This window comes from Spongiactinospora sp. 9N601, assembly GCF_044326295.1.
GTDB classification, from domain to species: Bacteria; Actinomycetota; Actinomycetes; order Streptosporangiales; family Streptosporangiaceae; genus Spongiactinospora; species Spongiactinospora gelatinilytica.
Genome location: NZ_JBIRBB010000012.1, coordinates 106,984 through 128,285, shown reverse-complemented (window position 1 = coordinate 128,285; position 21,302 = coordinate 106,984). Strand labels below are relative to the sequence as shown.

20 protein-coding genes and 1 riboswitch are annotated in these 21,302 nt (G+C 72.6%); of the genes, 10 read left to right on the top strand and 10 right to left on the bottom strand.

What is annotated here, in order from left to right; genetic code table 11:
- Positions 1-24: 24 nt before the first annotated feature.
- From gcvH to ACH34R_RS27705, 6 genes are all read right to left on the bottom strand, one after another.
- On the bottom strand, positions 25-414 hold the full coding sequence (gene gcvH / locus ACH34R_RS27730) for a glycine cleavage system protein GcvH (RefSeq protein WP_397564470.1): 390 nt from the start codon (positions 412-414) through the stop codon (positions 25-27).
- Positions 411-1,502: a glycine cleavage system aminomethyltransferase GcvT gene (gene gcvT / locus ACH34R_RS27725; protein ID WP_397564469.1), complete on the bottom strand. Its 1,092-nt coding sequence runs from the start codon at positions 1,500-1,502 to the stop codon at positions 411-413. Before gcvT ends, gcvH begins: the two co-directional genes overlap by 4 nt.
- Positions 1,503-1,640: 138 nt before the next feature.
- A riboswitch (glycine riboswitch) is annotated at positions 1,641-1,738 on the bottom strand.
- Positions 1,739-1,774: 36 nt separating this feature from the next.
- A complete protein-coding gene (locus ACH34R_RS27720; RefSeq protein ID WP_397564468.1) occupies positions 1,775-3,550 on the bottom strand; it encodes an endonuclease/exonuclease/phosphatase family protein in 1,776 nt (591 codons plus the stop codon).
- A 175-nt stretch (positions 3,551-3,725) separates the two neighbouring features.
- Complete coding sequence (locus ACH34R_RS27715; RefSeq protein ID WP_397564466.1) at positions 3,726-4,151, bottom strand: YybH family protein; 426 nt, start codon at positions 4,149-4,151, stop codon at positions 3,726-3,728.
- A gap of 91 nt (positions 4,152-4,242) precedes the next feature.
- Entirely contained in the window at positions 4,243-4,902 is a 660-nt protein-coding gene (locus ACH34R_RS27710; protein WP_397564465.1) for a response regulator, read from the bottom strand.
- Positions 4,903-4,906: 4 nt separating this feature from the next.
- The gene (locus ACH34R_RS27705; protein WP_397564464.1) at positions 4,907-6,067 is read right to left on the bottom strand and encodes a histidine kinase; all 1,161 of its coding nucleotides are present in this window, start codon (positions 6,065-6,067) and stop codon (positions 4,907-4,909) included.
- A 318-nt stretch (positions 6,068-6,385) separates the two neighbouring features.
- Between ACH34R_RS27705 and ACH34R_RS27700 the strand changes: the two genes are divergently transcribed.
- The 9 genes from ACH34R_RS27700 (at position 6,386) to ACH34R_RS27660 (ending at position 13,210) form a co-directional block, all read left to right on the top strand.
- Positions 6,386-6,658 carry a hypothetical protein gene (locus ACH34R_RS27700; RefSeq protein ID WP_397564463.1) on the top strand — a complete coding sequence of 91 codons (273 nt, stop codon included), beginning with the start codon at positions 6,386-6,388 and terminating at the stop codon, positions 6,656-6,658.
- Between the two features lie 44 nt (positions 6,659-6,702).
- Positions 6,703-7,167: a CBS domain-containing protein gene (locus ACH34R_RS27695; RefSeq protein WP_397564462.1), complete on the top strand. Its 465-nt coding sequence runs from the start codon at positions 6,703-6,705 to the stop codon at positions 7,165-7,167.
- A gap of 165 nt (positions 7,168-7,332) precedes the next feature.
- Positions 7,333-8,622: an SLC13 family permease gene (locus tag ACH34R_RS27690; protein WP_397564461.1), complete on the top strand. Its 1,290-nt coding sequence runs from the start codon at positions 7,333-7,335 to the stop codon at positions 8,620-8,622.
- A 96-nt stretch (positions 8,623-8,718) separates the two neighbouring features.
- The gene (locus ACH34R_RS27685) at positions 8,719-9,441 is read left to right on the top strand and encodes a FadR/GntR family transcriptional regulator (RefSeq protein WP_397564460.1); all 723 of its coding nucleotides are present in this window, start codon (positions 8,719-8,721) and stop codon (positions 9,439-9,441) included.
- A gap of 68 nt (positions 9,442-9,509) precedes the next feature.
- A complete protein-coding gene (locus ACH34R_RS27680; protein ID WP_397564459.1) occupies positions 9,510-10,292 on the top strand; it encodes a hypothetical protein in 783 nt (260 codons plus the stop codon).
- 75 nt (positions 10,293-10,367) lie between these two features.
- Complete coding sequence (locus ACH34R_RS27675) at positions 10,368-11,378, top strand: LacI family DNA-binding transcriptional regulator (protein ID WP_397564458.1); 1,011 nt, start codon at positions 10,368-10,370, stop codon at positions 11,376-11,378.
- Positions 11,375-12,160: a sugar phosphate isomerase/epimerase family protein gene (locus ACH34R_RS27670; protein ID WP_397564457.1), complete on the top strand. Its 786-nt coding sequence runs from the start codon at positions 11,375-11,377 to the stop codon at positions 12,158-12,160. The genes ACH34R_RS27675 and ACH34R_RS27670 overlap by 4 nt, the downstream gene beginning before the upstream one ends.
- A gap of 23 nt (positions 12,161-12,183) precedes the next feature.
- Complete coding sequence (locus ACH34R_RS27665) at positions 12,184-12,510, top strand: hypothetical protein (RefSeq protein ID WP_397564456.1); 327 nt, start codon at positions 12,184-12,186, stop codon at positions 12,508-12,510.
- Entirely contained in the window at positions 12,503-13,210 is a 708-nt protein-coding gene (locus tag ACH34R_RS27660; RefSeq protein ID WP_397564455.1) for a hypothetical protein, read from the top strand. The genes ACH34R_RS27665 and ACH34R_RS27660 overlap by 8 nt, the downstream gene beginning before the upstream one ends.
- A 1-nt stretch (position 13,211) precedes the next feature.
- On the opposite strand, the gene ACH34R_RS27655 is transcribed toward ACH34R_RS27660, so the two are convergent.
- The 4 genes from ACH34R_RS27655 to ACH34R_RS27640 form a co-directional block, all read right to left on the bottom strand.
- Positions 13,212-14,573 carry a nickel/cobalt transporter gene (locus ACH34R_RS27655; RefSeq protein ID WP_397564454.1) on the bottom strand — a complete coding sequence of 454 codons (1,362 nt, stop codon included), beginning with the start codon at positions 14,571-14,573 and terminating at the stop codon, positions 13,212-13,214.
- Complete coding sequence (locus ACH34R_RS27650; protein ID WP_397564453.1) at positions 14,570-15,862, bottom strand: hypothetical protein; 1,293 nt, start codon at positions 15,860-15,862, stop codon at positions 14,570-14,572. Before ACH34R_RS27650 ends, ACH34R_RS27655 begins: the two co-directional genes overlap by 4 nt.
- 74 nt (positions 15,863-15,936) lie before the next feature.
- Positions 15,937-17,325, bottom strand: a complete 1,389-nt coding sequence (locus ACH34R_RS27645; RefSeq protein WP_397564452.1) for a DUF4331 domain-containing protein — start codon at positions 17,323-17,325, stop codon at positions 15,937-15,939.
- Positions 17,326-17,468: 143 nt separating this feature from the next.
- Positions 17,469-19,286: an ABC transporter ATP-binding protein gene (locus ACH34R_RS27640; RefSeq protein ID WP_397564451.1), complete on the bottom strand. Its 1,818-nt coding sequence runs from the start codon at positions 19,284-19,286 to the stop codon at positions 17,469-17,471.
- A 300-nt stretch (positions 19,287-19,586) separates the two neighbouring features.
- Here ACH34R_RS27640 and hutU point away from each other — a divergent pair, with 300 nt between their 5' ends.
- Positions 19,587-21,242, top strand: a complete 1,656-nt coding sequence (hutU, locus tag ACH34R_RS27635) for a urocanate hydratase (RefSeq protein WP_397564450.1) — start codon at positions 19,587-19,589, stop codon at positions 21,240-21,242.
- Positions 21,243-21,302: the final 60 nt, after the last annotated feature.

Here is a 21,302-nt window from a genome sequence, read left to right as displayed (position 1 = left end):
TTCCGTCTGCCGATATCGCCTTGCTCAGGAATCGCCGGAGGAGAGTGCGGTGTACTCGGCCGCGCTCAGAAGTTCGGAGGTGGCGCCGTCGATACGGATCCGGAACAGCCAGCCCTCGCCGTAGGGGTCGCTGTTGACCAGCGAGGGGTCGTCGGAGACCGTGTCGTTGACCGCGACGATCTCACCGGCGACCGGGCTGTAGACGTCGTTCACCGACTTGGTGGACTCCACCTCGCCGATCGCCTCGCCCTCCGTCACGGTGGCCCCGACCTCGGGCAGCTGTACAAAGACCACATCGCCGAGCTGCTCGGCGGCGAAGGCCGTCACGCCCACGGTCGCGAGGTCGCCGTCCTCAAGACCGGACACCCACTCGTGCTCCTTGGTGTACTGGAGCTCTTCGGGAATCTCGCTCACTTCTTCCTCCTGTAGAAAGGCAGATCAACAACATCGACGGGTTCGTGGGAGCCGCGGATGTCCACGGCGAGGGGGCCCTGTGCGCCGGTGTCGACGTAGGCCATCGCGATCGGCCGGCCGATCGACTGCGAGGGCGCGCCGCTGGTGACCTCGCCCACGATCGTGCCGTCCTCGCGCAACACCACGGGGTAGCCGTGCCTGGGCACCCGGCGGCCGACCATCACCAGGCCGGTGAGGCGGCGGCGCGGCGGGGTGTCGCGGACGCGTTCCAGTGCGGCCCTGCCGACGAAGTCGCCCGGCTTGTCGAACTTCACCACGCGGCCGAGCCCGGCGTCGAAGGGGGTGAGCGCGTCGGACAACTCGTTGCCGTACAGCGGCATCCCGGCCTCCAGACGCAGCGTGTCGCGGGCCGACAGCCCGGCGGGGCGCAGCGCGTACGGCTCGCCCGCCTTGGTCAGCGCGTGCCACAGCGGCGTCGCGTCCGGGCCCGCCACGAACAGCTCGAAGCCGTCCTCGCCGGTGTAGCCGGTGCGCGCGATCAGCGCGTCGAACCCGGCGACCGTGCCCGGCAGCCCCGCGTAGTACTTCAGCCCGGGAAGGTCCGCGTCGGTGAGCGTGGCCAGGATCTCCTGGGCGCGCGGCCCCTGGATCGCGATCAGCGCGACGGAGTCGGAGCGGTCGTCGACCACCGTGTCGTACGGCCGCGCCCGCGCGGTCAGCTCGGCGGCGACCCTCGGGGCGTTGGAGGCGTTGGCCACCACCATGAAGGTCTCGGCGGCCAGGCGGTAGACGATCAGGTCGTCGAGGACCCCGCCGTTGTCCGCACAGATCATGGTGTAGCGGGCCCGGCCGGTGTCGAGGGTGCCGAGATGGCCGACCAGGGCGTGGTCGAGCGCGTCGGCGGCCTGCGGCCCGGTCACGTAGATCTCGCCCATGTGCGAAAGGTCGAACAGCCCGGCGGCGCTGCGGACCGCGTTGTGCTCGGCGGCCTCGCTGCCGTAGCGCAGCGGCATCAGCCAGCCGGCGAAGTCGGTCAGCGTCGCGCCCAGGCTTTCATGGACTTCGCGTAGTGGCGTGGGTCGGGACATGTACGCAGACCCCCAGACAGGTCGGATGTGGGCATCCTCCCCCTCTGTCACGGGTGCCTGAGAGCTTCGCCCGGTTCTTAACCGGACTTTCACCTTCGGCGAGGCCATTGGTCCGCCGGCCTGCTTTCCAGAGGTCGCCTGCCCCGAGCGGTCCTTTGCCTTGAGAGGTTCGCGGGGAGGGCTTGCTCCTTCAGGGGTCCTGGCCGGCTGCCAGGACGCTCTCCCGCCGGGATCGTCAGCGACGCGCGCCAGCCTATCAAGATGGGCCAGGTTCAGGGAGCGGCGAGCGCGATGGTGGCCTCCAGAGGAGGAGGGCCGAGGACGGTCACATCGTTGAGCACCGTGAAATCACGAAATATCAGGTCTTTCGTGGCCCAAATCCAGCCGCCCCGGTCGTGCTCGCCGCGCCAGGCGGCGGGCGCGCCGGCCGGTTCGGCGGCGGGGCTGAACCCGGCGCGGTCGAACATCGCGGTCTCGGCGCGGCGGGGGAGGGTCCGGCCCAGGTCACCGGCGATCACCGCGGGCCGCATGCCGTTCCAGGCGGCGAGCAGGGCGTCGAGCCGGGGCGTGAGGGCGGGGGCATCACCGGGGCGGAGGCGCAGCTGCGTGGTGATCAGATGGACGGGCCGCCCGTTCCCGCGCGGTTCGGAGGGGTCGCCGGGGAGGGTCATCGTCCCGGTCGCGTACGACGGGCCGCCGCCGGCTCCCCGCCCCGTGAGCGGCACCCGCGTGAGGATCAGGTTGCCCGACTGCCGGCCCGCGGCGGGTGCCCAGACCCGCGAGACGGGACGCAGCCGCCTGGTCAGCCACTCGGCGAGATCGACGCCCGCGGCGGCGGGCAGGCCCCTGGCGACCCCCTGGAGCATCACCACGTCGGGGTCGCGCTCCTCGATCAGCCGCGCGATCGCCTCGGGATCGACGGCGGGCGCGCCGGTGACACCGTGCTGGATGTTCCAGGACAGCAGCTTGAACTGCGCGCGGGCCGGTGTCTTGGCCGCCGGGGCGGGGGTGGTGACCAGCGCGATCACCGGGGCGAGCAGCGCCACCGCGCAGCCGCCCGCCAGATGGAACTCGTGCGCGACCGCGCCCTGGGCCCGGGGGCGGCCGAGGTGGGCGGCGAGGGCCAGCATCGCCGTACCGGCCAGCGGCCAGACCAGGCCGGGCACGCCCAGCGGCGTCTCCTGGTGAGCCTGGTAGGGCAGTACGACCACGGCGAAGCCCAGGCCCGCCGCGAGCCCGGCCCAGCCGACCCCCTCGCGTCCGTCTCCGGCGAGGGCGCGGGCCAGCAGCAGCGCCGCGCAGAGCTGGGCCGCCGCCAGCGCGGCCAGGACCACCGGGCCGGTGGCCAGCAGGGCGGCGGTGAGCGCGCCGGCCAGCGCGGGCCCGGCGGCCCAAAGGACCCTGCGCCGCCACAGCGCCGCCGCGTGACCGGCCTCCCCGGCCACGACGACGGCGAAGAGCGCGCCGATGATCAGCACCCCGGACGCGACCGGCAGTGGCACCCCCGCCTGCGAGGCGGCGAAGGCCGGACTGCCCAGCATGAGCGTGGCCAGCCCCAGGAACGGCCCGATCACCCAGGCGCGCGGCCCGGCGGGGATCGCGCCGCGCGGGACCTTCCAGGCGAGCACGAGCGCCGCCGCGCACAGCGCGCCGGTGACGACCCAGGGCAGCGGGCCGGGCTGCCAGATCACGTCCCAGCTGAAGAACAGCGAGCGCACCGCGACGTCCAGCGCGATCCCGGTGGGCAGGCCCGCCGCTGCGGCCCCGCCCTCGGCCCCGCCGACGGTCAGCAACAGCGCGATCATCCCGAGGACGACCGCGGCCGACCCGAGCGCGTACGGCGGGGCCTCGAACGCCTGGAGCGCCAGGCGGGCGGCGACCAGCCCGGCCACCGAGACGATGACCGCCGAGTCACCGAGCGCCCGCCCGAGCGGCCCGGCCAGCACGGACGCGGCCAAGGCGCCCGCCGCGACGCCCGCCCCGGCCGCCGTCGAGCCGGCGGAAGACCCGAAGGCCCGCAGCAACTCCAGCAGAATCGCGGTCAACACCGCGATCACCGGGCCCGATGACCCCGGGGATCGGATACGCATAAACGGCACCTTAAGCCCCATACGCCACTAAAGGCGACAAATAGCCACACTTCGCCCATGCGATCGTTCGGTCACAACCCAGCGTGACCGAACGGCTACCGGCCCGCAATGCCCTTGGCCGACACAGTGGAACTCAGCCGGTCCCGGAGCCCCGTTCGGGTGCGAGGGCGGTGCCGAAGGGGTTGTCCATCACGTAGCGCCAGCGACCGTCGGAGCCCTGGCGGACCACATCGGTGGAGGTGCCGCTCAGGTCTACGCCGATGCCGTCGGAGGTGGTGCCACGAATGGCCCAGTCCACGATCAGCAGGGCGATGTCGCCGGAGACGTAGACATGGCGGGGAGTGGCCTCGATGGGCAGTCCCCAGCTCAGCAGATGACGGGTGGCGGCGACCCGTGCGGGTCCGGTCATCGGGGTGCCGGGTGAGGGGACGACGACGCTCGCCTGCTCGTACATCCGGTCAACGGCCTGGGCGTCGCCCGCGTTGAAAGCCGCCACATAAGCCGCGAGATGAGCGTGGAGGGCGGTGAGCGGCTCGGCCTCGGTGTCATGAGTGTTCATGACAAAATGATCATAACACGAAACGCCGCTTGACTTCTGATCGATCACGCCGCGCGACCCGATGCCGGGCGGTACCGGGCGAGACCATCCGTCAGGGTTCGATCAAGCCTGCTCGGATGGCGTAGCGGGTGAGGTCGAGGCGGTCGCGCATGCCGAGTTTCTGGAGGATGTTGGCCCGGTGCCGGTCCACCGTCTTGACGCTGATGACCAGCGTCTCGGCGATCTCCCTGGCCGAGTTGCCCTCGGCGATCAGCTTGACGATCTCCTCCTCGCGCGGGGTCAGCACGCTTTCCGGCAGCCGCTCGCCCTGCCTGGCCCGGCGCAGGTAGTCGCGTACCAGGGCGGTGATCGCCCCGGGGTAGAGGAACGGCTCGCCGCGCATCGCCGCCCGGCAGGCTTCGAGCAGGTCGCGGTCGGCGACCGACTTGAGGACGTACCCCGAGGCCCCGGCCTTGAGGGAGGCGAAGAAGTACTGTTCGTTGTCGTACATCGACAAGATCAGGATGCGCACCTGCGGGGCCCGCCTGGAGATCTCGCGGGCCGCCTGGATGCCGGTCATCCGCGGCATCGCGATGTCCAGGATGGCGAGGTCCACGCCGCCGCCGGTGGCCGCCTCCACGGCCTCCGCGCCGTTGGCGGCCTCGGCGACCACGGTGAGGTCGGGTTCGGCGTCCAGGATCAGGCGCAGACCGCGGCGGACCAGCGCGTGGTCGTCGGCCAGGAGGATGCGCGTCTTGGATGTGGTGTCCACCAGGTCAGCTCCGCTCCGCGGGTTCGGCGACGGCCCGCGCGGGCACCACCAGACGCACGTCGGTGCCCCCGCCGGGCGGTGAGTCGAGGGTCAGGCGGGCCCCGATGAGCAGGGCGCGTTCGCGCATGCCGCGTACTCCCGCGCCGTCCTGCCGCGCGCCGCCCCGGCCGTCGTCGGTGACCCGGAGGGTCAGCCCGCCGTCCTCCGCCGATCGCAGCGACAGCCACACGCGGGTGGCGGCGGCGTGCCGCGCCACGTTGGTCAGCCCTTCCTGGGCGATCCGGTAGAGGACGAGTTCCACCTCGCCGCTCATCTCGGGCAGTTCCGTATCGATGTCGCGGGTCACCTGGACCTCACCGGCCTCGGCGAAGTCGCCGGCCAGCGCGCTGAGCGCGCTGTGCAGCCCGAGATCCTCAAGTACGCCGGGGCGCAGCCGGCGGGCCACCTGGCGGACCTCGTCCAGGCTGCCTCGTACGGTCTCCTGTACGGCGAGGAGTTCCTGGCGCAGTTCCTCCGGCGCGCGGCCCAGGGTGTGCTTCAGGTTCAGCAGCACCACGGTGAGGCTCTGGCCGATCTCGTCGTGCAGTTCCCTGGCGATGCGCTGCCGTTCGCCCTCCTGGGCGGCGAGCGCGTGCGCGCTGCTCGCGCTGCGCTCGGCCTCCAGCCGGTCGAGCATCCCGTTGAAGGTCTCGATCAGGTGGGTGAGGTCGCCGTTGCCGCTGTCGGTGAGCCGGTCGCCGACCCGCAACGGATCGACGCGTTCCATCAGGGTGGTGAGCGTGTCGAGCGGCGCGAGGCTGCGGCGCAGCAGCAGCGCGTTGGCGCCGAGGATCAGCGCCAGGCCGATGATCAGTACCGGTACCTCGGTCAGCAGCACCGGCGAGGAGACGGTCGCGGGCGAGACCGCGAGCACGAGCGTCCCGGCCGCGAAGACCAGCCCATTGATCACGAAGACCCGCCGGAAGAGCGCCCGCGCCGGCCGCACCTCCCGCTCCCCGGGATTCGCGCCGGGGCGCGTCCGTCGGCCGGTGTCGGCCGCGGCTGGCGGGACCGGGTCGTGCCACGCGGGGGCCGGGCGGTGGTCGTCGTCGCGCACGTCGGTGGCACCCCCTTGGGCCGGCGGCCGGACGCCGTCGCGGCGGCCGGCGCTCGCGTGGTCGCTCATCCCCTCAGCCTCATCGCCGCGGCGCACGGTGTCCATCCGGGCCGCCCCCCATCAATACGCCTATATCTACATATTTCACCCACCCGGCTATGGGTGCCGGCCCCAATGGCGGTCGCCCCCCCAGCGCCGCCAGACTGGCGTCACGGACACTTTACGCAGTTGGGAGGCGTGATGGCCGTGATCACCGCCGGGCCGTGGCCCGCCGCCCGCCGTACCGCGGGCAGGTGCCCGGCCCCGGCGCGAGATCGCGGTCACGGGCGGCCACGGCGCCGGTGAGGGCGCGGCCGGCTCCCCGATCGGAACGGAGGCGAGCACGCCATGGACGTGACCCGCACGACCGTGCCGGGAACCGGCCTGATCCACCAGTTCGGCACTCGCGCCGGCCAGCGGTTCGCCCTGCTCGTGGACGAAGCCGGACGCCGCCACCTCCTCGTCTACGAGGCCGCCGACCCCGACGCGCCCGCGCAGACCATCGTCATGGAACGCGATGAGGCCGATCAGGTCGCGGAGGTCCTGCATTCCAGGCCGATCGCCGATCGCCTGGCCCGGCTCGAACGCCGGTTCGCCGAGATGACCGGGGAGGCGCCGTGACCGTGCCGCGGACCTCCCGCTCCCGCTCCCGACCGGATGGTGCAATGCAAGCGCGCGACATCGCCGTGACCCTCCCGACGGTGACCACCCGCGACCCGGTCGCCGACGCCGTGCGCGTGATGGCGGTCGGCCGCCTGCCCGGGCTCATCGTCGTCGACACGGCCGGGCGGCCCTCGACGGTACTGCCCGGCACCCAGGTGCTCAGGCTCGCGATCCCGACGCCCTACCAGGAGGACCCCGCGCTGTGCCGCGCGATCGACGAGGCGCACGCGGACCTTTTCTGGCAGGAACTCGGCGACCTCACCGTGGGCGACTGCCTGCCGCGGCAGCGGCCCAGGCCGGAGACGATCTCGCAGCACGCCACCCTGCTCGAAGTGGCCGCGCTGATGGCCAGGCAGCACAGCCCGCTCGTCGCGGTGGTGGACACGGCGGGCCTGCTCGTCGGGGCCATCACCCTGGAGCGGCTGCTCACCTGCCTGGCCATCAGCGGCAGCGGCAGCGGCGGCTGACCCCGCCGCACCCCACGACCTTTCCACGGGCCCGCCAGGCGGCTCGTGTCATTTCAGCGTGCGCACAATCCGGAGGTCTCGCGTGCATCGCATCTCACCGCGAACGTCATCATTCGTCCTCGTCTCCGCAGGAGCCGGGCGTAGCGGACCTCCGGGGCCGGGCCGTTGACCGCGATCGCCTCCCTCGGAATCTTCCTGGTCGCGTTCTTCTACATCGCCACGGAGAAGGCCGACAAGGTCAAGGTCGTGCTCATCGCGGCCGGGGCGATGGCCGTGCTCGGGCTCATCCCCGGGGCCAAGGTGTTCTTCTCCGAACACGAGGGCATCGACTGGAACGTCATCTTCCTGCTGTTCGGCATGATGGTCATCGTCGGGGTGATCAAGCAGACCGGTTTGTTCGACTACCTGGCCATCTGGGCGGCCAAGCGGTCCAAAGGCCGGCCGTACCGGCTGATGGTGATGCTGATGGCCATCACCGCGGTGGCCTCGCCGTTCCTGGACAACGTGACCACGATCATGCTCGTCGCGCCGGTCACCGTGATGGTCTGTGACCGGCTGCGCATCTCGGCCCAGCCGTACCTGATCGCCGAGGTCCTCGCCTCCAACATCGGCGGCGCGGCGACGCTCATCGGCGACCCGCCCAACATCATCATCGGCAGCCGGGCGGGGCTCACCTTCAACGACTTCCTGGTCCACATGGCCCCCGCCGTCGTGATCATCTTCGCGGTGTTCGTGCTGTTCAGCCGGGCGCTGTTCGGCAGGTCCTTCCAGTACAACCCCGAGCGCGTGGCCGCGGTGACGGCGCTACAGGAACGGCGGGCGATCACCGACCCGCGGCTGCTGGTCCGCTGCCTGGTGGTGCTCGGCGGCGTGATCGTCGGTTTCGGGCTGCACTCGGTCGTTCATGTCGAGCCGTCGATCGTCGCCCTGGTGGGGGCGGGGATCATGATCCTGGTGGCCCGTACCGAGGTCTCCGACGTGCTGCGCGAGGTCGAGTGGCCCACGCTGGTGTTCTTCATGGGGCTGTTCGTGATGGTGGCCGGACTCGTCCACACCGGGGTGATCGAGACCATCGGGACCTGGGTCATCCAGGCGATCGGCGGTGACCACCTGCTCGCGGCGACCGCGCTGCTGTTCGGCTCGACCGTGCTGGGGGCGTTCTTCGACAACATCCCCTACGTCGCCACGATGACCCCGATCGTGGAGGACCTGGTCGCGCAGGTCCCCGACCCGGGGGTGGGGCAGGCGCTGTGGTGGGCCTTCGCGTTCGGCGCGGACTTCGGCGGCAACGGCACCGCGGTGGCCGCCAGCGCGAACGTCGTGGCGATCGGGATCGCCGCCCGCACCGGGCACCGGATCGGCTTCTGGCAGTTCACCCGGTACGGCATCGTCGTCACGGCGCTCAGCGCGGTGCTGGCCTGGGTCTACATCTGGCTGCGCTACTTCGTGCTCTGACCCGGCACCGGCCGGCCCTGAACGGCCGTTCCATTGGATCATTTACCGACCATTGACGATTTCCAGGAGGTATGTTGGCAAGGGCAGGAGGTGATATTGGAGAACTCACCGCGACTGGACGCCGTGCTGCGGCCGGTGCGTGCGGGAAACGCGTTCGAGGAGACCGTCGAGCGACTGCTGCGGGCCATCAAGCTCGGGGTCGTGCCGCCGGGGGATCGGTTACCGGCCGAACGCGAGCTGGCCGTACGGCTCGGCATCAGCCGGGTCACGCTGCGCGAGGCGATCAAGTACCTCGCCGACGCCGGCTACCTCCAGGTGCGCCGCGGCCGGTACGGCGGCGCCTTCGTGATCTACCGGGAGGCCGGCGCCGAACCCGCCGACCTGCGAAAGGCCGTCGCCGACATGGGACAGGGCCTCGCCGACGCGCTCGACTTCCGGATGGCGGTCGAGTGCGGCGCGGCCCAGGTCCTCGCCGCGGCCACGCTCACCACGCACCAGCGCGACACCCTCTGCCGCCGCCTGGCCGACGTCAACGGATCCGGCCCGGACGACTACCGCCGCCTGGACACCGCCTTCCACCTGTCGATCGCCGAACTCACCGGCTCCACGCTGCTGGCCGGCGCGTGCGCCGACGCGCGCCTTCGGGTGGCCCACCTGCTCAACGCGATCCCGATCCTGCAGACCAACATCGACCACGCCGCCGTCCAGCACCGGGCCATCGTCACGGCGATCCTGGACGGTGACCCGGCGGCGGCCTACCGCGCGGTCGCCGAGCACCTGGAGGCCACCGCCGCGTTGCTGCGCGGATTCCTGGCCTAGCGGATTCCCGGCCTGACGGACGTCCGCACCGCCCGCCGGACCGGCCTACCATCGAAGGCGGGCGATAAATGGGGGACTGGTTCGCGGCACGCATCGTGGACAGCGGCAGGCTGCCGCTGTTCTGCTTCTTCGCGGCGTTGATCCTGGCGTTCGTGTTCACCCGCATCAATGTGCGGCTGATCCGGGCCCGGGTGCGCTGGTGGTTCTCCAACGTCAACGTGGGCGACGTCCACGTCCACCACGTCGTGTTCGGCGTGGTGCTGATGCTCTTCGGCGGTGTGTCCGGGCTGGTCGTGGCGGAGGGCTCGGTGGGCTGGCACGCGGTCACCGCGGCCGTCTTCGGTGTCGGCGCGGCGCTGGTGCTCGACGAGTTCGCGCTGATCCTGCACCTGCGCGACGTCTACTGGTCGGAGGAGGGCAGGGCCTCGGTCGACGCCGTCTTCGTGGCCGTCGCGGTCACCGGCATGCTGCTCATCGGGCTGCGCCCGCTGGCCTGGGAGCTACCCGAGCCGCTGAGCACGCTGCCGTTCTTCGCGCCCGGCGTCCTGGTGGCGAACCTGCTGCTCGCGGTCGCCACGCTGCTCAAGGGCAAGATCTGGACCGGGCTGGTGGGGCTGTTCGTGCCGGTGTTGCTGGTCGTCGGCGCGGTACGGCTGGCCCGCCCCGCATCGCCGTGGGCGCGCTGGTCCTTCGCCCCCGAAGCGCGCCGGCCCAACCCCGGCAAGATGGCCCGCGCGCTACGCCGCGAACAACGCTGGCGGCACCCGGTGATCCGTGCCAAGATCGCCGTTCAGGAGTTCGTCTCCGGCCGTCACGACCTGCCCTCGCCGCGCCGGATCAAGCGGCACTGAGGCACGGCGGGGACCGTGCGCCGGATTTTTCGGGGGAAACGCTTTCCGGTCGTCCGATTATCCGAAAGGGCAGGCATGCCGCGAGACGCCACACTCGAAGATGTCGCCCGGAGGGCGGGAGTGTCACTGGCCACCGCCTCACGCGTGCTCAACGGCAGTACCCGCCAGGTGGGCAAGGTCCTGCGCGAACGCGTCCAGCGCGCCGCGACCGAGCTCGGCTACACCACCAACCGCGCGGCCCAGGCCCTGGCCCGCAGCGCCAGCGACGTCCTCGGCCTGGTGGTCCACGATCTGTCCGACCCGTACTTCGCCGAGATCGCCAACGCGGTCGTGCGCACCGCCGACGCCCGGGGCCTGACGGTCATGGTCGGCACCACCTTCCGCGACCCCGAGGCCGAGATCGGGTACGTCGCCACGCTGCGCGCCCAGCGGGTGCGGGCCATCGTGCTCGCGGGCAGCCGCACCGATGACGAGGCGGTGACCCTGCGGCTGCGCACCGAACTCGGCCGGTTCGCCGCGAGCGGCGGCCGGGCCGCGGTGATCGGCCAGGACCTGCTGGGTGTGGACACCCTCGTGCCCGCCAACCGCACCGGCGCGCGGGCGCTCGCCGTCGCGCTGGCCGGGCTCGGCCACACCCGCTTCGCCGTGCTGTCCGGCCCGCCGGGGCTGGTCACCGCCGCCGACCGCCTCGCCGGGTTCGCCGAAGGGCTCGCCGCGCTGGGCCTGCCGCCGCCGCGGGCGGTGCCCGGCGCGTTCGACCGCGACGGCGGGTACGCCGCGGCGGCCCGGCTGTGGTCCGAGGGCACCGACGTGACCTGCCTGTTCGCGGTCAACGACGTGATGGCGACCGGGGCGCTCGCCGCGCTGCGCACGGCCGGCGCGGACGTGCCCGGCGAGATCTCCGTCGCGGGGTTCGACGACATCCCCACCCTGCGCGATCTCACCCCCGGGCTCACGACCGTGCGTTTGCCGCTGGCCGGCATGGGGAGACGTGCCGTCGAACTGGCGCTGGGCACCGAGGCCGTGGCCACCGAGTCCGTCGCCGCCGAGGTCGTCATCCGCGAGAGCACCAGGAGGCTGCCATGACGGCACCGTGGCCACTGGCCGTGTCCACCCTCGGCATGCCGGGCGCGGGGTTGCAGGACGCCTGCCTGATCGCCGTGATGGGGCGCTGCGACGGGCTGGAACTGCGCGCGCATCCCGACACCGGCGTCCACGCGGGGATGGGCCAGCCGGAGCGGGCCAGGGCGCGCGGCCTGCTGGCCCGCTCCCGGCTGCGGGCGGCGGCGATCTCCGGATACGTGCGCATCGCGGCCGGCGGGCCGGACGAGTCCGTGCTCGGCGCGCTGCGCGCCGATGTGAGCCTGGCCGCCGATCTTGGGGCGCCCTTCGTCCGGGTGTTCCCCGGCGGGGACGGCTCGGAGGACGACGAACGGGCCGCGCGGCGGCTGCGCGCCATCGCGCCGCACGCGCTCGCGACGGGCGTGCGGGTGCTGGTCGAGACGCACGACTCACACCCCACGGGCGCGGCCGTACGACGGCTCCTCGCGGCGGCGGACGAGCCCGGCGCGACCGGGGCCGTCTGGGACACCCTGCACACCTGGCGAGCGGGCGAGACCCCGGCGCAGACGTACGCCGCCCTGCGCGACCACCTGGGCTACGTGCAGATCAAGGACGCGGCCTCCGCCGAGGACCCCACCCCGGTCCCGCTCGGCGAGGGCGGCGTGCCCCTGGACGCCGTCCACGACACCCTGTCCGAGGCCGGCTACGACGGCTGGATCTCCCTGGAGTGGGAACGCACCTGGTACCCCGAAATCCCCCCGATCGAGGACATCATCCCTGCCGCCCGCACCTGGACGGCCCGATGACCCTCAGTGGGCATACTGTGACCATGCCAGACGCGCTCCCATCCCGCACCAGCGGACTCACAAGGCGGGTCCCGCCCTCCCCGGACGCCCTGCATGGTCCGTCCAGCGGCGTCGTCGAGCCTCCGCCGCACCTGGCGTGGTCCGGCCTCACGCGCTTCGACCTCGCCGACCGCCGGCTGCGCATGAGCATGTACCGCACGGTGATCACCGGCGGCGGCGGACAGGACGCGGAGACCTACCTCAACGCCGGCCTGCTCGCCGCGGACTGGCCCTTGCTGCGGATAGGCCTGGGACCGGGCTACCGGAACGCGTGGGAGACCATGATGCGGGGGCTCGGGCCGGATGGATGAACTGAGGCTTCCGGAGTTCCATGAGCGGCTGGTGTCCGTGCTGTCGCCCATCGCCGAGCGACATGGCCTGGCCCTGGCCGGAGGGCACGCCATGATGGCGCACGGGCTCGCCGAGCGGCCGGGGGAGAGCCTGCGGTTCGCGGTGACGGGGGAGGAGCAGCCGGCCGGGGTGGCCTGGGCGGCCGGTGAGGCGTGCCGGGCGGCGGGGTTTGAGGTGGGCGATCTGGAGTCGGGGCCGAGGGCGTCCCTGCTGCTGGTCACCGAGCCGGTCACCGGGCAGACCTGCCGCCTCGCGCTGCTGCGCGAGGCCCTTCAGGCCGCCCCCGTCAGGTGCGGCGATATCGCCGTCGTGGCGCTTCCCGACGCGATCGGCCTGCGGCTGCGCGATCTCCACGAGCGGGGGCTGGCCCGCGACTTCCGCGACGCGGCGGAGGCGGGCCGGCTCTACCCGTTCCGCGAGCTGGAGCATCTGGCCCGCCTGCACGACGAGGACTTCTCCCTGGAGGACCTCGTCATGCGCCTGGAAGGCGTCGATCTGGTGGCCGACACCGGCTTCGTGGCCCTCGGCGTCCCGGAGGAGCGGGTGGACGAGATCAGGCGGTTCGCGTACGCGTGGGCCGATGACATCAAGTTGCGCAGGGCCGAGGACGGCGACCTCGACCCCGCGACCGACTTCGACCTGCCCGCCGTGGACGACTGACTCAGACCGCCCCCATCAGGCTGCGCACCGCCAGGCCCGCGCCGAGCAGGAACACCATCGCGGCGGTCCCCAGCGGCGCGAACCGCGACAACCAGGCCCCTGGTGTGGTCAGCAGCCGGTGGGAGACCTTGACCAGCAGCAGGCCGGCGGCCGTGAGCGTGACGGCCATGCCGAACCCGTAGGCGGCGACGAGCGCCACCCCGAACCACGTACGGCCGAGCCCGATGGCCCCCAGCAGTACGACGAGGGCCGACGGACTGGGCACCAGCCCGCCCGCGATCCCCATCCCCACCAACCCCCGCCGCGAAGGCCCGTGCCCATGACCGTGTCCATGTCCATGGCCGTGCCCGTGACCATGCCCGTGACCATGCCCGACGTCGTGGCGGCGACGGTGCAGCGCGGACCGCAGCAGGCCGAGCCCGATGGCGGCGATCAGCACGCCGCTCGCCGCGCCCAGCCACCCCAGCACCGCCTCGCCCGCCAGCGCGGAGAACGCGCTCAGCAACAGCCCCACCACGATCACCCCCGCCGTGTGGGTGGCGGTGACCGTCGCGCCGACGATCAGGGCGTCCCTGCGCCGGCCGTGCCGCCCGGCGAGGTAGGCGGCCATGATCGTCTTGCCGTGCCCCGGGATCAGCGCGTGCCCCGCGCCGAGCACCGCCGCCAGCAGCACGGCGAGCAGCCCCAGCGGCACGGTCAGCGTCCCGGCCCCCGTCAGCGAGGTGAACGTCCGGTCGATCGACGCCAGCGCGTCCCCCAGCGGCCCGGCCGCGAGCGGCCCCGGCAGCGGCGCGCCCGCCGCCGTCCCCGTGCCCGGCACGACCGAAAGCCGTGCCGAACGCTGGTCGGGCGGACTGGACAGCAGATCCTCCGGATAGGCCCGCAGGCCGCCGCTGACGCTCACGGCCGGCGCCGAGGACGCCGCCAGCCGTACGCCCTGCGGCACGGCGGTGACCTCGCGCCAGCCGATCCGGTCGGTCAGGAAGTCGTCGGCGAACTCCACCGACGCGCGCCCGGAAAGGTCCGCGGGCGCGGTGAGGCGGCAGGTGAGCCTGCTGGTCGAAAGCCCGCCCTGGCCCGGCTCGTAGGCGAACGCGGACCCCGAGACCCGCCACGGGACGGCCGTCCCGTCCACCGTCAGGCGCTGCGCCCGGGACAGTTCGGCGCACCGCGCGGCGGCGTAGCGCCCGGTCCCCGACGCGGACACCTGAGGGGCCGCCTGCAACGTGGGCAGCTCGGCGGCGTCCACCACCGCGACGTTCTCCACCCGGTCCGGCAGCACCCGCAGCCCGTTGTAGTGGTTGACGGTGAAGTCGCCGAGCGGATGCGCGGCCAGCGCGGCGGCCAGCACCAGCGCGATCACGACGGCCTGCCGAGCGCGGGCAGCCTCGGATCGAACGCCGGATCGTAGCTCCGCGCCAGCTTCGCCGAACGGCGGGCGGCGGCGTCCTTGCCCAGCGCCCGCTCGATCTCGGCCCGGTGGTGGCGGGCCAGCGCGTTGCGCCACCCGGTCGCGGTGGCCTGCCGCGCGTACGGCAGCGCCTCCGCCGACCGGCCCGCCCGGTGCAGCGCCCAGGCCAGGGCGTCGGCGGCGGCGAGGTTGGGGTTGCGCGTGTGTTCGGCCCGCGCGTGCCGTACGGCGAGCGCCGGGTCCCCGTGGTCGGCCTCGTACTCCGCCCACGTCAGGTCATCGCGCACCCCTGAGGCCGCGGCCAGGTCGCGGATCGCGCGCAGCAGCCGCCACTGTTCCGCCGGGTCCCGCCCGGCCGCCGCCAGCACCTCCGCGTACTCGATAACGTGCTGTTCCAGCGGCAGCCGCGCCACGACCGTGCGGTAGAGCCCGGCGGCCTCGCCGAGCCGCCCGGCCAGCGCGGCGGCCCTGGCCTTGCCCGCCAGCGCCGGGATGTAGGAGGGGTAGGCGGCGAGCGCGCGGTCGTACTCCGCCCCCGCCGCGCGCAGGTCGCCCGAGCGCAGCGCCAGCTCGCCCAGCCGGTGCCGGCAGTAGGCGATGTCGGCGGGGAAGAACGCGTCGCGCACGGCCGACCGCAGCATGGCCCGCGCCTCGCCGAGGTCGCCGCGCAGTTCGGCCGCGTAGGAGGCGCGGGTGAAGGCGGCCACGCCGGGGCGCAGGCCCATCATCGCCTTGATCGCCCGGTCGGCGTCGGCGAGCCGGCCGAGCTGGGTGTAGGCGTCGGCGAGCACGCCGTAGCCGCCGGGACCATGCGGGTTGGCCCGCGTGGCGGCGGTGGCCAGGCGTACCGCCCCGGCGAAGTCGTGCCGCCCGGCGGCGAGCGCGGCCTGCCCGGTGAGCGCGGCGGCGTTGCCGGGGGCCAGGCGCAGGGAGGTGGCCAGCGCGCGTTCGGCCCTGGGGTAGTACCCGGGGTCGGCGGTCAGCCTGGCCTGCTCCACGTGCGCCGACCCGAGGGCCGCCCACGCCTGGTGGTCCTTGGGCAGCCGGGCGAGGCGGGCCCGCAGCGCGGCGACCGTGCGTTCGAGGTCGGCGGCCGAGCCCGCGGGCCGTTCGGCCGCCGCGGGCGCGGCGGTGGCGGGTGGCGGCGAGGAGGAGGAGGGGATGAGCATGGCGACGGCGGTCAGTGTCCCGGCGACCGCGATCGCCGCGATCGGCAGCGCGGCCTTGCGTGTCGGTTTCATGTCGGCCCGGTCCGAGGTCGGTGAAAGAAGACGGGCGGCGGGGCCCGCCGGGTGGGCGGGCCCCGCGGCACGGGTCAGTTCTTGTTGACGGCCTTGTTGCTGGGCAGCGGGATGTAGGGGAAGGTCGCCCCGAACGGCTTGTCGTTCTTGTCCACCTTGTCGCCCGCCTTGAGCGCCTGGACGATCTCGCCGGTGCGGGCCGCGCCCTCCAGCGCCTGCAACTCGATGTCCAGCACGTCGTCCGCCAGCCGGCGGCCGTTCGGGAAGCCCGCCAGGTCGCCGGCCAGCACGCCGAGCCGGTCGGGGTCCTTGCTCGGCGGGATCGAGGTGTTCAGCCGCAGCATCTCCGAGGGGCGGAACTTGCCCGGGTTCGCGTCCTTGTTGAGGATCTGCGAGTTGAGGTCGGCCTTGATCGGGCCGTTCCGCTTGGCGATCCCGGTCAGGAAGATCTGCACGAGGTCATCGCGCGGGGTGGCCGGGGCCTTGATGCCGTAGACGGACTCGATGAGCCGCGGTACCTCGGGGTCGGTGACCCGCTTGACCAGCGCGGGCACGCCGGCGTCCTTGGCCGGGGGCAGGGCGTTGAAGGCGTCCTTCAGCCCGGCGGGCACCACGACCTCGTTGACCAGCGGGTTGCCGAGCCGGGACACCTGGACGAAGCCGTCGCTGCCCTTCTTGTCGGTGGTGGACCAGACGCCGATGACCGGGTTGCGGGTGGCGTCGCCCTTCAGTGCGAGTTCGTCGGCGGGCACCTGGAGGGCCAGCGTGTGGACGTTGTAGCCCTTGGTGGTGTCCTGCCCGACCTCCGAAAGGTCGCCTCCGTAGAGCAGGTCGAAGATCCGCAGGTCCAGGAAGAACGCCTCGTCGGACTGGCCGGCGAAGGTCTTCCCGCCGCCGGGCAGCCCGGTGATCGCCTGCGCGCGCAGGGTGCCGTAGTTGGGCATGGACGCCGGGCCGACGTTGCTCGGCGCGACCACTCCGTCCGACACGAGGGTCTTGGTGCCCGACTCGGTGATCCGCTTGAGGCTGTAGAGCTGCCGGTAGAGCAGGTTGGGGTCGTCCAGCGAGGTGACGGGCCCGTTGTTGTAGAGGAACGTGGTGTTGCCGCGCCGGTCCTGCTCGCGGAACGTCCACTGGTAGGTGACGTCGGGCTTGGCGTCACCATCGTTGTCGATCTTGATGGTGTACCTGGAGTCGTTGTCGAACGTGTAGAAGTTGGGCCCGCCCTGCGGTTCCTCGAACGGGATCCAGTTGGCCAGCAGCGTCACCGTGTCCGGCTTGTCAGGGCTGACGAAGGCGTACACGTCGGTGTTGTCGTTGCGCGGGTCACCGGCGATGCCGGGGGCCTCGCGGTGGGAGGACGCGGTGCCGGTGTCGGCGCGGAGCAGGCCGATGGAGGAGACGGCCAGCGCCCCCGCCAGGCCCAGCCCGATGAGTGCGCGCCGATCGATCCGTAAATGCATGTCGGTTCGGTCCCTTCGACCAGAATGCGACCGGCCGCAGCCGGCCGCCGGACTTGCGACGAGGTCCGGCCGGGTCCTCGACCGGCTATTCGGCGCTCCGAATCCCGTGGATCGAACCGATCATGTTCTGTTCCGCGGCCGGGCTACCCGGCGTTGCCCGCCATCGCCTCCCCGCTCGCCACGAACTGCGTGGTGGCCAGCTCGCGGTACAGGTCGTCGGCGGCCACCAGTTCGGCGTGGCTGCCCGTGGCGCGGGCCCGGCCCGCCTCCAGGACCACGATCTGCCGGGCGCTGGTCACGGTGGACAGCCGGTGGGCGATCACCAGCACGGTGGTGGTGGCCGCGACCTCATCGATCACCTCGCGCAGCCGAAGCTCGTTGACCGCGTCCAACTGGGAGGTGGCCTCGTCCAGCAACAGCACCCGGGGCCTGCGCAGCAGCGCCCTGGCGATGGCGACCCGCTGCCGCTCGCCGCCGGACAGCATCTGGCCGCGGTGGCCGACCTGCGTTTCCAGGCCCTCGGGCAGGCGGTCGACCAGGTCGGTGAGCTGGGTGCGGGCGATCACCGCGGCCACCTCGTCCTGGGTCACCTCGGGCGCGCCGAACAGCAGGTTCTCCCGCAGCGACCCGGCCAGCACCGGCGTGTCCTGCTCGACGTAGCCGAGCGCGGCCCGCAGTTCGGGCAACGGGATGTCGCGCAGTTCCCTGCCGTCGAGCGTGATCGACCCGGCGTCCGGCTCATAGAAGCGTTCCAGCAGCGCGAACATCGTCGACTTCCCCGCCCCGGAAGGCCCGACGAGCGCGGTCATGCTGCCCGCGGGCACCTCGAAGGACACCCCGTCCAGCGCGGGGGAGCGGTCCTCGGTGTAGGAGAAGCGCACGTCGGTGAAGGTCAGCGCGGCGGGAGCGGTACCTGTGGGCGCGGCCGGTTCGCCCGGCGTGAGCGACTCCACCTCCAGCTCCTCCACCTGCCGCAGCCGGGTCACCGCGGCGAGTCCGGTCTGCAACTGGGTGGCGCCCTCCACCAGCATCGAGATCGGCCCGGTCAGGTAGAACAGGTACAGCAGGAACGCGATCAGCGCCGAGACCTCCAGCGTGCCCGACGCCACCCGCAGCCCGCCGACCCCGAGCACGGCCAGGAAGGAGAGCTGGACACCGAGCCAGGTGGCGGTGCCGGCGATGGAGTTCCAGCCGGCCGCGGTGACGCCCTTGCGCCAGGCGCGCTGCGCGGCCCCGCGCACGGCCTCGGTCTCCCGCTCCTCGGCCCCGGCGGCCTTGACCGTGCGGAACGCCTGTAGCGCCCGGTCCAGCACGGCGCCCATCTCGCCCAGCGCCTCCTGCGCCTGGGTGGTGGCCCTGCCGATGCGCGGGAAGACGAACAGCGCCATCGTGGCGACCACCGTCAGCACGCCCAGCGTGACGCCGAGCAGCACGACGTCCATGAACCCCATCAGCACGACGCATCCGGCCAGCATGAACAGCGCGGTGATCCCGTTGGTGACGCCTCCGGTGCAGACCGCGCGCAGCAGGGTGGTGTCGGCGGTGACCCTGGAGATCAGGTCGCCGGGCTTGAGCCGGTCCACGTCGGGGACGCGCAGCCGCAGCATCCGGCCGACCAGCCCCAGCCGGGCGCTGAGCACGATCGACTCCGCGGTGCGTTCCAGGACGAACGTCCCCGCCGCCGAGAGCGTGGCCCCGAAGAGCACCAGCACGGTGAGCATGAGGATGGGACCGGTGAGCGAGGCCCCCGAGCCGAACGCGTCGATCACCGACTTGGCCACCAGCGGCTCGGCGAGCCCGGCGATGCCGCCGACGAAGCCGAGCAGACCACCGGCGACAAGAGGCCATTTGCGCGGTTTGATGTGGGTGAGGAGAAGCCGCCACGACCCTTTGGCGATCGGGGTGGCGGGGGCGGGTTCCGCGAGGGTGCCGTTCACAAATCGGTCAACGGGTCCCATCATCGGTGGCGTTCCGCGACCGCGGGAAGTTCGTTACAAAGTCGGGGGCGAGTCAGCCCAAAGTATGAGGCGGGGTGGGTGATGTCGGCGATTGGCCGGCCGGCAAACCGGGAACGGCGGTGGTTGCGAAGCCTCTCCTTCGCGAGACGGGGGCCATGCCCCGGGGCGTGCGCCCGGGCAGGCGGCCGTGAGGGGCATCCCCGCCGGAGACCCCGACCGGGGATGCCCCCCCGTAGTCGAATTCGGACACTTACGTAAGATCCGGATACGGAGCCCCGACTCCTCGACGGAGAGGACCCAACCATGACGACCGGCAGTACGACGGTGCGCGCCCCGCGCGGCACCACGCTCACCGCGAAGAGCTGGCCCCAGGAGGCCGCCCTTCGCATGATCCAGAACAACTTGGACCCGGAGGTGGCCGAGCACCCCGAGCAGCTCGTCGTCTACGGCGGTTCGGGCAAGGCGGCCCGCGACCGCGCCTCCTTCCAGGCCATCCTGCGCACCCTGACCACGCTCGGCGACGACGAGACGCTGCTGGTGCAGTCCGGTCGGCCGGTCGGCGTGATGCGCACCCACGAATGGGCCCCGAGGGTCCTCATCGCCAACTCCAACCTGGTCCCCGACTGGGCCAACTGGGAGGAGTTCCGGCGGCTGGAGGCGGCCGGGCTGACCATGTACGGCCAGATGACCGCGGGCTCGTGGATCTACATCGGCACGCAGGGCATCCTCCAGGGCACCTACGAGACCTTCGCCGCCGTCGCCGCCAAGCGGTTCGGCGGATCGCTGGCGGGCACGATCACGCTCACCGCGGGCCTCGGCGGGATGGGCGGCGCGCAGCCGCTCGCCGTGACCATGAACGGCGGCGTGGCCGTCTGCATCGACTGCGACCCGCGTTCGATCGAGCGCCGGATCGAGCACGGCTACCTCGACGTACGGGCCTCCTCGCTGGCCGAGGCGATGCGGCTGGCCGAGGAGGCGCGCGCCGAGCGCCGCCCGCTGTCGATCGGCGTGGCCGCCAATGCCGCCGAGGCGGTTCCCGAGCTGCTGGCCGGCGGCGCGCAGATCGACATCGTCACCGACCAGACCAGCGCGCACGACCCGCTGATGTACCTCCCGCTCGGCGTCGCGTTCGAGGACATGGCCAGGGAGCGGGACAAGGACCCGGCCGGGTTCACCGCCAGGGCCCGTGAGTCGATGGCCCGCCACGTCGAGGCGATGGTCGGCTTCCAGGACGCCGGGGCCGAGGTCTTCGACTACGGCAACTCGATCAGGGGCGAGGCGCAGCTCGCGGGCTACACCCGCGCCTTCGACTTCCCCGGGTTCGTGCCCGCCTACATCCGGCCGCTGTTCTGCGAGGGCAAGGGCCCGTTCCGGTGGGCCGCGCTGTCCGGTGACCCCAAGGACATCGCCGCCACCGACCGGGCCGTGCTGGAGCTGTTCCCCGACAACGAGCCGCTGGCCCGATGGATCCGGATGGCCCAGGAGAAGGTCCACTTCCAGGGCCTGCCCGCGCGCATCTGCTGGCTCGGGTACGGCGAGCGGCACCTGGCCGGGGAACGCTTCAACGACATGGTCGCCTCCGGCGAGCTACAGGCCCCTGTGGTGATCGGCCGGGACCACCTCGACTGCGGTTCGGTGGCCTCCCCCTACCGGGAGACCGAGGGAATGCTCGACGGCTCCGACGCCATCGCCGACTGGCCGCTGCTGAACGCCATGATCAACGTGGCCTCCGGGGCCTCGTGGGTGTCCATCCACCACGGCGGCGGGGTCGGCATCGGCCGCTCCATCCACGCCGGGCAGGTCACCGTGGCCGACGGCACCGCGCTGGGCAGGGAGAAGCTGACCAGGGTGCTGACCAACGACCCCGGCATGGGCGTGATCCGCCACGTGGACGCCGGCTACGACTCCGCCGCCGAGGTGGCCAGGGAGCGCCAGGTCAGGGTGCCGATGAGCGAATGATTCTGGGTGGTCAGGAATGACCGGTGAGCCTCGCGTGTTCGCTGTTACGTGGGCGAGGGA